This window comes from Mesorhizobium sp. 2RAF45 (assembly GCF_052115225.1).
Taxonomy (GTDB): domain Bacteria; phylum Pseudomonadota; class Alphaproteobacteria; order Rhizobiales; family Rhizobiaceae; genus Mesorhizobium; species Mesorhizobium jarvisii.
Genome location: NZ_JBFRGG010000006.1, coordinates 87169 through 99291, shown reverse-complemented (window position 1 = coordinate 99291; position 12123 = coordinate 87169). Strand labels below are relative to the sequence as shown.

15 protein-coding genes are annotated in these 12123 nt (G+C 63.8%); 8 read left to right on the top strand and 7 right to left on the bottom strand.

Features of this window, described 5'->3' with window-relative positions; all coding sequences use genetic code 11:
• Positions 1–134 precede the first annotated feature (134 nt).
• Positions 135–311: a hypothetical protein gene (locus AB4Z43_RS18115; RefSeq protein WP_019856943.1), complete on the top strand. Its 177-nt coding sequence runs from the start codon at positions 135–137 to the stop codon at positions 309–311.
• A 3-nt stretch (positions 312–314) separates the two neighbouring features.
• Here AB4Z43_RS18115 and AB4Z43_RS18110 read toward each other — a convergent pair whose 3' ends face one another.
• The gene (locus tag AB4Z43_RS18110; protein ID WP_038645360.1) at positions 315–1259 is read right to left on the bottom strand and encodes a glycine--tRNA ligase subunit alpha; all 945 of its coding nucleotides are present in this window, start codon (positions 1257–1259) and stop codon (positions 315–317) included.
• Positions 1260–1515: 256 nt separating this feature from the next.
• Here AB4Z43_RS18110 and AB4Z43_RS18105 point away from each other — a divergent pair, with 256 nt between their 5' ends.
• Positions 1516–1977: a GNAT family N-acetyltransferase gene (locus AB4Z43_RS18105; RefSeq protein ID WP_038645357.1), complete on the top strand. Its 462-nt coding sequence runs from the start codon at positions 1516–1518 to the stop codon at positions 1975–1977.
• A 110-nt stretch (positions 1978–2087) separates the two neighbouring features.
• Here AB4Z43_RS18105 and AB4Z43_RS18100 read toward each other — a convergent pair whose 3' ends face one another.
• The 5 genes from AB4Z43_RS18100 to AB4Z43_RS18080 form a co-directional block, all read right to left on the bottom strand.
• Positions 2088–3863 (bottom strand): tetratricopeptide repeat protein, encoded by a 1776-nt coding sequence (locus tag AB4Z43_RS18100; RefSeq protein WP_027046608.1) that lies wholly within the window; start codon positions 3861–3863, stop codon positions 2088–2090.
• Between the two features lie 183 nt (positions 3864–4046).
• Entirely contained in the window at positions 4047–4484 is a 438-nt protein-coding gene (locus tag AB4Z43_RS18095; protein WP_064983053.1) for a DUF1284 domain-containing protein, read from the bottom strand.
• Positions 4481–5074, bottom strand: coding sequence for a biotin transporter BioY (locus AB4Z43_RS18090; protein WP_027046607.1), 594 nt, complete (start codon positions 5072–5074; stop codon positions 4481–4483). The genes AB4Z43_RS18095 and AB4Z43_RS18090 overlap by 4 nt, the downstream gene beginning before the upstream one ends.
• 187 nt (positions 5075–5261) lie before the next feature.
• Positions 5262–5930, bottom strand: coding sequence for a GntR family transcriptional regulator (locus AB4Z43_RS18085; RefSeq protein WP_019856938.1), 669 nt, complete (start codon positions 5928–5930; stop codon positions 5262–5264).
• A 109-nt stretch (positions 5931–6039) separates the two neighbouring features.
• Positions 6040–7056, bottom strand: a complete 1017-nt coding sequence (locus tag AB4Z43_RS18080; protein WP_019856937.1) for a polyprenyl synthetase family protein — start codon at positions 7054–7056, stop codon at positions 6040–6042.
• Positions 7057–7259: 203 nt separating this feature from the next.
• Between AB4Z43_RS18080 and AB4Z43_RS18075 the strand changes: the two genes are divergently transcribed.
• The 6 genes from AB4Z43_RS18075 (at position 7260) to moaB (ending at position 11026) form a co-directional block, all read left to right on the top strand.
• Positions 7260–7484 carry a putative signal transducing protein gene (locus AB4Z43_RS18075; RefSeq protein ID WP_027041409.1) on the top strand — a complete coding sequence of 75 codons (225 nt, stop codon included), beginning with the start codon at positions 7260–7262 and terminating at the stop codon, positions 7482–7484.
• A complete protein-coding gene (locus AB4Z43_RS18070; RefSeq protein ID WP_441938648.1) occupies positions 7484–8299 on the top strand; it encodes a tRNA1(Val) (adenine(37)-N6)-methyltransferase in 816 nt (271 codons plus the stop codon). The genes AB4Z43_RS18075 and AB4Z43_RS18070 overlap by 1 nt, the downstream gene beginning before the upstream one ends.
• A 79-nt stretch (positions 8300–8378) precedes the next feature.
• Positions 8379–9239, top strand: a complete 861-nt coding sequence (locus AB4Z43_RS18065) for a S49 family peptidase (RefSeq protein WP_019856934.1) — start codon at positions 8379–8381, stop codon at positions 9237–9239.
• A gap of 140 nt (positions 9240–9379) precedes the next feature.
• Positions 9380–9565, top strand: coding sequence for a membrane protein (locus tag AB4Z43_RS18060; protein WP_019856933.1), 186 nt, complete (start codon positions 9380–9382; stop codon positions 9563–9565).
• 26 nt (positions 9566–9591) lie between these two features.
• A complete protein-coding gene (locus AB4Z43_RS18055) occupies positions 9592–10479 on the top strand; it encodes a 4-(cytidine 5'-diphospho)-2-C-methyl-D-erythritol kinase (RefSeq protein WP_441938647.1) in 888 nt (295 codons plus the stop codon).
• Position 10480: 1 nt separating this feature from the next.
• The gene (moaB, locus tag AB4Z43_RS18050; protein WP_064983060.1) at positions 10481–11026 is read left to right on the top strand and encodes a molybdenum cofactor biosynthesis protein B; all 546 of its coding nucleotides are present in this window, start codon (positions 10481–10483) and stop codon (positions 11024–11026) included.
• Positions 11027–11057: 31 nt separating this feature from the next.
• Here the strand turns inward: moaB and AB4Z43_RS18045 are convergent, their stop codons facing one another.
• Entirely contained in the window at positions 11058–12032 is a 975-nt protein-coding gene (locus tag AB4Z43_RS18045) for a hypothetical protein (protein WP_441938646.1), read from the bottom strand.
• Positions 12033–12123: the final 91 nt, after the last annotated feature.

Here is a 12123-nt window from a genome sequence, read left to right as displayed (position 1 = left end):
CACCCTTTCCGGAAATTTTGGCTGCCCTGTCGGGACGCGGCACCCCAGTCCGTCCTTGGATCAAAGATTTCCATGAACCGAACGCAGCGCTGAAGCGACCCACGCTCAGGCAGGGAACTATTGGCTGAACGACCATGAAAACGGCATCCAGACTTCTGCAGATTCTCGCGCTCAGCGCCTGCTTCACCGCGCAGGTCCATGGCGCCTTCTCGATGCCGGGTGTTCGGCAGGCATTGCGGACAATGGCTGGCCCGAGCGGCCAGATCCTGTCACCGATCAACGCTTCCCTCGAAACGATGAGGTCTGCCTGAAGCTCAGGCAGCCAATCCACCCGCCTGCGTCTTCAAAAACGCCTCGCCGCAGGCCTTCGCCAGATTGCGCACCCGCAGGATGTAGCTCTGCCGCTCGGTGACCGAGATCACGCCGCGCGCGTCGAGCAGGTTGAAGACATGGCTGGCCTTGATGCACTGGTCGTAGGCCGGAAAGACCATCTTGTGCATCGGCAGATTGTCGTTCGACGCCGGCGCTCCGGCCTCGAGCAGTGCCTTGCACTCGGCCTCGGCGTCTTCGAAATGCCTGAGCAGCATCGCCGTGTTGGCGTATTCGAAATTGTGGCGCGAATATTCCTGCTCGGCCTGCAGGAAGACGTCGCCATAGGTCACCTTGTCGGCACCCTCACGGCCGTTGAAGTTGAGGTCGTAGACATTGTCGACGCCCTGAACATACATGGCCAGCCGCTCCAGCCCGTAGGTCAGTTCGCCCGCCACCGGCGCGCATTCGATGCCGCAGACCTGCTGGAAATAGGTGAACTGCGAGACTTCCATGCCATCGCACCAGCATTCCCAGCCAAGTCCCCAGGCGCCGAGCGTCGGGCTTTCCCAGTCGTCCTCGACAAAGCGGATGTCATGCAGCAGCGGATCGACGCCGATCGCCGCCAGCGAGCCGAGATAGAGTTCCTGCAGGTTCGGCGGGTTCGGCTTCAGGATCACCTGGTACTGGTAATAATGCTGCAGCCGGTTCGGATTCTCGCCATAGCGGCCATCCTTGGGGCGGCGCGAGGGCTGGACATAGGCGGCGTTCCAGCGCTTTGGACCGAGCGCGCGCAGCGTCGTTGCCGGATGAAACGTGCCGGCGCCGACCTCCATGTCGTAGGGCTGGAGGATGACGCACCCATAGGCCGCCCAGTAATTGTGCAAGGTCAGGATCAGCCCCTGGAACGAGCGGCTGGGGTGCATATGGGCAGGGATTTCAATCGTCACGGGTGGCCTCGACAGCAAAGGCTAGAGCCTATCCTCGAGCATGATCTTTTCCGGTATCCACTTTTCGGGATCACGCTCTTGCCGGCACGTCCTAGAGACACGGCGGCGAAGCGTCAAGCAAGGGCACGCCGGATGCGAGCCTCCATGGGTATGCCGCGCGGTGTTGAAGGTTTGCCGAGGGCTGGCCCATTGCCGACCTCGGGGGCCTGAGGTCTGTTCGTTCCTACAGTCCACATCAACGACGATAGGTCCAGCCATGCCGAGTTCCATCATCGTCCGCCTGGTCACGCGACAGGATTTCGATCGGTGGCTGCCGCTGTGGGACGGCTACAACGCATTTTATGGCCGCTACGGCGAGACGGCGCTGGCGAGCGAAATCACGGCGATGACATGGTCGCGCTTCTTCGATGCCTATGAACCGGTCCATGCGCTGGTGGCCGAAAGCGAGGGAAAGCTCCTCGGCCTTGTGCACTATCTCTTTCACCGCAGCACGACGGCGATCGCCCCGAACTGTTATCTGCAGGATCTTTTCACCACGGAGGCTTCGCGTGGCAAAGGCATAGGCCGGGCGCTGATCGAAGGCGTCTATGGGCGGGCGCAGGCCGCCGGCTCCGGACGGGTGTATTGGCTGACGCACGAAACCAACCAGACCGCGATGAAGCTCTACGACAAGGTCGGCGAGCGCTCCGGCTTCGTCGTCTACCGGAGGCTATTCTAGGGTCTGCTGATATTCAGGTGATGCCGGCCTGACCTGAATCTCAACAGCCCTAGACTGGAAACGAAAGCGGGGCTCCTAAAGCAGCCCCGTTCGCATTCAAACATCCGATCTCAGCCCTTCGGGACAGGCACCGGCTCGGGCTTGACCTTGGGTGTCTCCTGCGCCGTGTTGGATTCGATCGGCGGCAGGCCCTTCATCAGCTTCTGCTGCAAGGTGGCCAGCACGTCGGGATCGGGCTTGAGGTCGCGGGCCTGATTCCACTGGAAGGTGGCTTCCAGCTTGCGGCCGACGCGCCAGTAGGCGTCGCCGAGATGGTCGTTGAGAACCGGATCTTCCGGCTTCAGCGATACGGCGCGTTCCATCTCGCGCACCGCGTCATCGAAGCGGCCGAGGCGGAAATAGGCCCAGCCCAGGGAATCCACGATGTAACCGTCGCTCGGTCTGAGGTCGACGGCCTTCTGGATCATCGCCAGGCCTTCCTTCAGGTTGGTGTTCATGTCGACCCAGGAATAGCCGAGATAGTTCAGCACCTGCGGCTGGTCCGGCTGCAATTCCAGCGCCTTGCGGAAATTCGGTTCGGCCTTCGGCCATTCCTTCAGCCGCTCATAGGCGATACCGCGCTGGTAGAAGATGTTCCAGTTGGCAGCGGTCGGCGTCTTCAGCGCCTCGACGGCCTTGTCGTAGAGGTTGGCGGCCGAGCGGAAATCCTCCTTCGAGGAATAGACCCCGCCAAGCGCCAGATAGGCGCGCATGTCGTTGGGATGAGCCTCGACGAAGGCCTTCAGATGAGTGATCGCCTCGTCATGGCGGTCGAGATCGGCAAGGTTGAGGCCAAGCTGCAGGTCCGAAAGCTCCTTCAGCGGCGAAGAATCGGGAATCCGCCGATAGAGCGCTATGGCACCCTCGCCGTCCTTCAGTTGCTCGGCGACGGCGGCGAGTTGCACGAGAGCCGCGTCGCTGTCGGGCCGCAGGGCGAGCGCATATTGCAGGTAAAGGCGAACGAACGGCTCGCCGCCGCCCCGGTTGAGCGCGGTGGCGAGGTCGAGCAGGATTTCGGAAGCACCGTCGGACGGACCGGAAACGAAGGGCGCGATCTTGTCGCCCTTGCTGATCCTGTCGCGCAAGGCGACGATTTCGAGCTTACCCGGCGAAAACGCCTCGGCCTGGTCGAGCACCGAGATCGCCTTGGCCTTGTCGCCCTTGCGGGCCAGGAACGAAGCATAAGCCTGCGCGTTGCGCATCCAGGTTTCGGGCGCGGCACCGCCGGCGGCGGTATCCTGCATCGTCGCGGCGTAGATCGCCTCGGCCTTTTCGGGCATGTTGGAGGCATCGGCGATCAGGGCGCGGTGGAAGGATTTGAACAGGCCGAACCAGTCCGGGCCCTGAAGCTTGTCGATCGAAGCCATCGCGTCGCCGGCTTGGCCAGCACCCTGTTCGGCCCAGCCGGACATCACGCCGGAGATCAGCCGGTCAAGGTCGGATTCCAGTGACAGCTTCAGCCAGTACTGTGCCTTGGTGAAATCCTTCTTGTGGAAAGAATCGACGGCCAGCGCCAGGCGCGAGAAGCGCTCGACATCGGGCACTTCCTTGAGCTTGTCGGCATAGACCAGGGATTCGTCGAAGCGGCCTTGCGCGATCAGCGACAGCATCAGGCTCTGCTGCAGGCCGGTGTCGCTCGGATCGAAGGCCAGGGCCTGCTTGTAGTAAGCGATGGCGCTGTCGAGGTCGTTGTCGCCTTCGGCGATCCGGGCTGCCAGATAGGCGCCCGAGAACGACGAGATCTTGACCGGTTCGGTGGATTGCTTGGCATAGGCCGGCAAAGCCGAAATCGCCATGCCCGTCACAATTGCCAGCCTTGTCAGCCAGCGCGCACGTCCTTGCTGCATCGTATCCCTTTCAGCCAGGCGCCATCTCCGCGTCAGCGGGATCGACGTAGACTCGATCTTTCCGGGCAAAGCATGGCCTTTTTGGGGTCGCGCTTCAATCCGCCTGAAATTCACAATCGAGGCAGCCGATTAACAAACCATAGCTGGAGGTGATTTTCGACTGGGGAAAAGCCGGCGTCAAGGTCAGTCCTGCACGATGGGCCGCCGCACCTTCGTCTCGGCAAAGCCGCCGGCCGCAATCGCGCCGCACAGCTCGCTCCACTCGCAGCCGCCGCAAGCCTTGCGCACGCCACCAACGGAGAACGCCTGTCGCAGCCGCGCCAGGATTGCCGCGTCGAGATCGAGGCGGACGCCGGGCTGGATTGGCAGGGCCAGAACATCCCCGACATCGCGTGCGGCAAGCCGGTCCCGTTCGACGACGCTCTCGTTGCGGCAATGCGGCTCCGGCCCGTCGAGCAAAGGCGCGCAGATGTCGTCAGGACCGGAAACGAGGAGGATGTCCTCGCCCCCGCTTAGGCGCTCCGCGATCACGTCATAATTAACGGTGAAGGCGGGGCTGTATCCCTTGCCCACATAGGTGAGCAGGCAAAGGAGATGATGGGCGCGCAGCCTGATCGTCACGGATTGGCCGGCTTCGCCTTGCCGCCGCGAAGTGCCATCAGAGTCGCCGCACCAAGCGCCGACTTCAGCAAGCCGCCGACAATAAAGGGCAGGAAGCCGAAGGTGATGGCCTTCTCAGTGCCGATCATGACGGCAAGCCATGCGGTACCGAGCACCAGGCAGGCAAGATTGCCGAGCAGCATGGCGGCAAAGGCAAGCACCACCCTGTTGCCGTTCCAGCCGCGTTCGGCCAGCCAGCCGACCAGGGCGCCGGTGATCGGGAAGGCGAAGAGATAGCCGCCGGTCGGCCCGACGAAATGCGCGACGCCGGCGGCACCTCCAGCCAGCACCGGAAAGCCGGCAGCGCCCTCGACAAGCCATGCCGCGATAGTGACCGCGCCAAGCCGCCAGCCATAGAGCGCACCGATCAGCGTCACCGCGAAGGTCTGCATGGTTACGGGAACCGGCACCATCGGCACTTCGATGTAGGAAGACAGCGCCAGGAACAGCGTGCCAAGCACGACGGCTCCGACCTGCCAGGCGAGCGAGCGGTCCTGAAGCCGAAGCGGGCTGAAGGACGGCTTGCGGGGCGTGAATGCGATGTCTGTCATGAGGGTCCCTTCGGTCGATTTGAAATTATAGATAATTTCTATTTTCGATCTATTATCGAATCCACATTTCTCGCGACATAGCAAGCCTTCCCACGACAAAGAGCGTCTGAACTGCGTCGCGATGTGCTTCAGGCCATTGCTTTGTGGATGTCGCCCCAAATTGAGGGCCACTTCTGGGTGACAGGCATCAACCAACGATCGCGAAGGCTTCACGCGTCGCGCCGGACGCCGTCTTGACCGGCTTGCGGCCAATCCACTGGACATGCCGACCCAATGTCGCCGCGGCCGATTCGGTATTTCCCTGCCGCAAGGCGGTCAGGATCGCCCGATGGTCCTGGTCGGTACGCGTTTCCCACTCCGATCGCCATGCCGCGAAAAGGAAGCGGGCGCTGGCCGCATGCAGATCGTCGATGGTGGCGAGCAGGCGCGGCATGCCGCACGGCGCCAGGATCAGCCGGTGAAAGTCGCGGTTGGCTTCCTCCCAGGATCGGACGTCGCGGGACTTGTCGCCTGCCTTGGTCGCCTCCTCGGCGAGATCGAGAATGGCTGACGTCAGATGCGGCGCGGCGTGGCGCAGTGCCAGCACTTCGAGGGCGGCCCGCATTTCGGCGACCTCCTTGACCTCGCCGAGATCAAAAGCCGCGACGCGCACGCCGCGGCGCGGTTCGCTGACGGCGAGGCCTTGCGCCTCCAGACGGCGGAAGGCCTCGCGCACCGGAACATGGCTGGTGTTGAATTCCTCGGCGACATGATCCTGGCGCAGCCGCGCTCCAGGCTCGATCGCGCCCGAGATGATGCGGTCCGCCAGCGCCTTGCTGATGCGCACCGCGATGGTGTCGTCCGTGCCCTTTGCCATGTTTTATAGATAATTTGCGGCAAGGCACCTTGTCGAGACGGCGAAGCCGTGTTCGCCAAGATTCTCCCCAGTACAAAGCGAGGGGAAATTCGGCGAAAGGTCGGCCTTCTCAGTTCACCCGGCTGATGCAGAAATCGATGACGTCGATCAGCGCCGATTTCTGCGGCGTTTCTTCGAGCGGCGCCAGAGCGTCGCGGGCGATCTCGCCGAAATGACGGGCGCGGCCGATCGTGTCGGCGATGGCGCCGTGACGAGTCATCAGGCCGATCGCCTTTTCCAGACCCGCGTCGTCGACGACATTGTCCTCGATGGCGCGCTTCCAGAAGGTGCGCTCGGCCTTGGTGCCGCGCCGGTAGGCGAGGATGACCGGCAGGGTCACCTTGCCCTCCCGGAAATCGTCGCCGACATTCTTGCCCAAATCCTTGCTGGTGCCGCCATAATCCAGCGCATCGTCGATGAGCTGGAAGGCGAGCCCGAGATTCATGCCGTAAGAGCGCAGTGCAGCGCGATCATTACGCGTTGCCTGGGCGATGACCGGTCCAACTTCGGCGGCGGCCGAAAACAGCGCGGCTGTCTTGGCCTTGATGACGGCGAAGTGCTCGTCCTCGGTGGTTTCAAGGTTCTTGGCGGCGGCGAGCTGCATGACCTCGCCCTCGGCGATGATCGAGGCGGCGCTCGACAGGATGTCGAGCGCTTCGAGCGAGCCGACATCGACCATCATGCGGAAGGCCTGGCCAAGCAGGAAATCGCCGACCAGCACGCTTGCCTGGTTGCCCCAGATCATGCGGGCGGTCTTCTTGCCACGGCGCATGCCGCTCTCGTCGACGACGTCGTCGTGCAGCAAAGTCGCGGTGTGCATGAACTCGACCGAGGTGGCGAGTTTGACATGGCCTTCGCCGGCATAGCCGAACATCTGCGCGGCGGCGAGCGTCAGCATCGGCCTGAGCCGCTTGCCACCGGACGAGATCAGATGGTTGGCGACCTCCGGAATCATCTCGACGTCGGAGCCGGCCTTGGACAGGATCAATTCGTTGACGCGTCCCATATCGGCCGCCGTCAGATCGATCAGATCCTTGATGGAGGCGGGCTCCCGCTTCCCGTTTTCGATGTTGAGAACGACACCCACGACAATCACTCCCGTCTTGTTGTAACGCGTGCGACGGCACCCTTAATCCCTATCCAGACTCTAGGGCGGCGGACACGGCCACGGCAAGTGGCGAATTGGCGCGGCGCCGGCGACAGCCTGCAACCGGCACGGGAGGGAGCGAGGCTCCGCCACGGAATCCCCTGCCCGTTTACATCAATGACGCAAACTGCGAGTTTCATATGATGATAGAACTTGTCCGTACCAACGATGCCGTGATCATCTCCTTCGTCGAATCGCTGATGCGCGACGCCGGTATCGCCTGCTTTGTCGCCGATCAGAATATGAGCATTCTCGAAGGGTCGATCGGTCTCTTGCAGAAGCGCGTCATGGTCGACGCCGACCAGGCCGATGCCGCACGTCGCATCCTCAGGGATGCCGGCATTGCCAACGAGATCCGCACAAAATAATGTCGGCCGCGCCAGCCGCCCCTGCCCTTGACACCCTTGGCCCGGACACGCCGGCCCATACGGTCGATGCCTTCCATCGCGGCCGGTTCTGGCTGGTGCAGCCCAAGCATGGCGGCCATCGCGCCGGCATGGATGCGATGATGCTTGCGGCGTCGGTGCCGTCCGTCTTTGGCGGACGTCTCGCCGATTTCGGCGCCGGCGCCGGCGCTGCCGGCCTGGCGGTGCTGTCGCGCTGCCCGGCTGCCCAGGCCGTTCTGGTCGAACGCGCGCCGGAAATGGCCGCCTTCGCATCGGCCACCCTTGCTCACCCCGGCAATGCGCATCTCAGCGATCGCGCATCCGTGCTCGTCGCCGACGTCACGGTTTCAGGCCGGGCCCGGGTGGCGGTCGGTCTGGCCGACAATGATTTCGACTTCGTCATCATGAACCCGCCCTTCAACGCCGCCCGGGACCGCGCCACGCCGGACCGGCTGCGAAAGGAAGCCCATGTCATGGAGGACGGGCTGTTCGAAAGCTGGATCCGCAGTGCGGCGGCGGTGGTCAGGCCGCGCGGCGGGCTTGCCGTCATCGCGCGTCCCGAACAGCTCGGCGCCATTCTCGACGCGATGTCGGGCCGTTTCGGCGATGCCGAGATGCTGGCCGTGCACCCTCGCCCCGACGCAGCGGCGATCCGTATCATCGTGCGGGCAGCGCTCGGTGCGCGGGGAAAGCTCGCCATCCGTCCGTCTTTGATGCTGCACGCGCAATCGGGCAACGGCCCCGACGAGCGAAGCGAAATGATTGCCAACGGTCTCGCCTCGCTGTTTGGAGATTGAGCTATTCTTGGCCGCCGCATTGCCGTTGGCCGGGAAATCCCTACATGCCTGCAACCCATCGACCGGAGACCACGCCCTCGTGAAACGCCTTTTCAACCGCCTGCTGCCGAAATCCTGGCGCTCCACCGTCGTCACCATTCCGGTCATCCGGCTGCATGGCACGATCATGGCCGGCGGTCAGTTCCGGCAGAATCTGTCGCTGGCCTCGACGGCCGGCCTCATCGAAAAGGCGTTTTCCTTCGATGCGCCGGCGGTCGCCATCTCGATCAATTCGCCCGGCGGCTCGCCGGTGCAGTCGCGGCTGATCTTCAAGCGCATCCGCGACCTGGCGGTTGAAAAGAACAAAAAGGTGCTGATCTTCGTCGAGGATGTCGCGGCCTCGGGCGGCTACATGATCGCGGTCGCCGGCGACGAGATTTTTGCCGATCCTTCCTCCATCGTCGGCTCCATCGGCGTGGTCTCGGCCTCGTTCGGCTTTCCCGAACTGATGAAGAAGATCGGCGTCGAACGCCGTGTCCACACCGCCGGCCAGAACAAGGCGGTGCTCGATCCGTTCAAGCCCGAGAAGAAGGAGGACGTCGAGCGGCTGAAGGCGCTGCAGCTGGAGGTGCATGAAACCTTCATCGATCTGGTCAAGGAGCGGCGCGGCACGAAGCTGAAGGACGATCCAGATCTGTTCACCGGCCTGTTCTGGACCGGCAAGAAGGGTCTGGAGCTCGGCCTCGTCGATGCGCTCGGCGACATGCGCACGGTGCTGAAGACCCGGTTCGGCGCGAAGACCCAGCTCAGGCTGATCACCGCGCCGCGCGGTTTCCTCGGCCGTTTCGGCCTGTTCGGCTCGAGCAAGGGCTTTTCAGCGCCCGATATCGCCGCCGCTGCCGCCAGCGGCGTCATCGATGCGGCGGAAGAGCGCGCATTGTGGGCTCGCTTCGGGCTTTGAAAACCGCGCAAAAGCGTCTAGCATGAAGGTTTGAAGTCCTATGCATGCCGTTTTCCCAACACCGGACACAGTTTTGGGCGACATGCATCAACCGACCCGACCGGCCGCCTTCGCCGGCCCAGCGTGGTAGGAGTTGTGACATGCCGCAGATCATCTTCTTCGCCGTCGTTGGCGCCGCCGCCTATTTCGGCTACCGCACCTTCATCCGGGAAGCGGAGCGTGTGACGGCCAAGGTACGGCGCACCGAAAAGCAGGCGGCCAATGGCGCGATGGGAACGCTGGTCAAGGACCCGAAGACCGGCGAATACCGGCTGGCCAAGGACTGAGCATCATCCCCCATACGACTGACGCCGTGGACACCGAGATCGGTTCGCGCACCTGGCACGCGCACGCCAAGATCAATCTGGCGCTGCATGTCACCGGCAGGCGTGCTGACGGCTATCACCTGATCGAAAGCCTGGCAGTGTTCACGCGCTTCGGCGACAGGGTCGAGATCGCGCTCGCCGATAGCGACGATTTCGCCGTGTCCGGCCGCTACGCGCCAGCGGTTCCCCTCGACGCCAGCAATCTTGTGCTCAAGGCGCGCGATGCCTTGCGGCGAGAGGTTGGCTCCGGGCGAACTCCGCCCGTCTCGATAAAGCTGGAAAAGAACCTGCCGGTTGCCTCCGGCGTCGGCGGCGGGTCGAGCGATGCGGCGGCCGTGTTGCGCGGACTGGCGCAGGCATGGGCCCCGGACATGGACGACGCCGGCCTGGCGCGGATCGGCCTTTCGCTTGGCGCCGACGTGCCGATGTGTCTGGCGGCAAAGCCGCTGGTGGCGCGCGGCATTGGTGACGAGCTGTCGATGGTGCCGGACTTTTCGGCGCTGGGACTGGTGCTGGTCAATCCGGGCACGCCGGTCTCGACGGCGGATGTCTTCGCGGCCCTGTCCCGCCGCGACAACGAGCCCCTGCCGCCGCTGCCGCGCAGCATCGATTTCCATAGCCTGCGCAACTGGCTGGAGATTACCCGCAATGATCTGGAGCCAGCTGCGCTTGCGCAGCAGCCCGCCATAGGCCGCGCGCTGTCATGGCTTGATAAGGCCGGATCAGGCTTTTCACGCATGTCGGGATCAGGCGCGACCTGTTTCGGCCTGTTCGAGACCGGCAATGTCGCCAAGCGCGCGGCGGCCGAAATCCGCAGCCGCCAGCCCGACTGGTTCGTCGCGGCGACGCGCAGCATGTCATCGGAGGCTGAGTGAAATGGCTGGGATCAACGAGAGCCGTTCGTTCGTTCCGGTGCGTATCGCGGTGCTGACGGTTTCGGACACGCGCAGCCTTGCCGACGACAAATCCGGCCAGACGCTGGCCAACCGCATCACCGAGGCCGGCCACATACTGGCCGCCCGCGATATCGTCACCGACGACCGCGACAAAATCCGCCATACGGTGCTGGCGTGGTCGCGCGACAAGGCCATCGATGTCGTCATCACCACCGGCGGCACCGGCTTTACCGGGCGCGACGTGACGCCGGAGGCGCTGGAGCCGATCTTCGAAAAGCGCATGGATGGCTTTTCCGAAGTGTTCCACCGCATTTCCTACGACAAGATCGGCACATCGACGATCCAGAGCCGGGCAACCGGCGGCGTCGTCAACGCCACTTTCGTCTTCGTGCTGCCGGGCTCGCCCGGCGCCTGCAAGGATGCCTGGGACGGCATCCTCAAGGCGCAGCTCGACTACCGCCACATGCCCTGCAACTTCGTCGAGATCATGCCGCGCCTGGACGAGCATCTGCGGCGCGGGAAGTAATACGCGGAATTGCGCTTCCAACAGTCCGCCCTCAGCGGATGACTGGTTCACCATGAAAGCGCCGGCGCGAGGGGCGCGAGACGCCGAAGCCGACTTCCAGCATCAGCCTCGGCGTGCGCGCCGGCACGGTGCCCATGTGGAAGCCGAACGGATCCTCGACGAAGCCGAGGCCGGCTTCGCCGGTCAGCGTTACCGGACTTTGCTCGCCATAGACGTCCAGCACCTCCTGGGCGGCATGGCCGACCAACAGGGTGAGCTGGTGCTTGATGGCGCGGCGCCTGTGGCTGCCCCTGACATAGACATGCGGCCCGGTGTCGGCGTCGACCGGCTTGAGGTAGAAGAAGAACTTCAGCATGCGCCAGTCGTCGAGGTCGAAGTGATACTTGCCTAGCGAGGCAAGGTTCTTGTCGGCGTCCGAGGCTTCGCCGGTCGGAAAGCTCCACCAGACGCGCGTCGTGATCAGTTTCGCCTGAGCGCCGAGATAGTGCGCGGCAATGTCGAGAAGCAGCGGATCGCGCTGTACGGCGAGTGCGGCCGGGCAGTCGAGGATGCGCTCGAAATAGTGCCCGCTGAGCAGAGAGCGGCCCAGGCGTTTCTCGGCCTGGGCATGCTCGCCCGGCATGAATTCGAGACGGCGGTCGAAATTGCCGAAGCAAGGCGTGCGCCCCGCGAAATCCGCGATCTCTTCATGGATCTCCGAAGGCAGGGCGAGGCCTGAAAACAGGCCGTCGGAACGCAGCGCATCGACCACGGCCGCCCGCGCGACACCGGAAAACATCGTATCCCCGATATTGTCCGCAGGACGCGCGCGCTTTGCGCCCAGCCAATGCATCCGGCGCCCAGGCATGGTGCGCGCCAGCATGAACATCGGCAGCCAGGCAGGGTTTTCGCGCAGGTCCGTGAGATAGGTCGGAATGCGCACGGCAATGCGCCGCAGTAGGCTGCCGTTGCGCGCAATGGCCTCGAGACTGGCGGCTCCGGATTTATCGGGCGTTGAAAGGGTCATCGGGTCCTCTTCCATGAGGGTGACATCCGATGCCGCATCGGTGCCCACCACTCGCATGACCCAAACCCAATTCACCCGGCGCGAGAAAGCT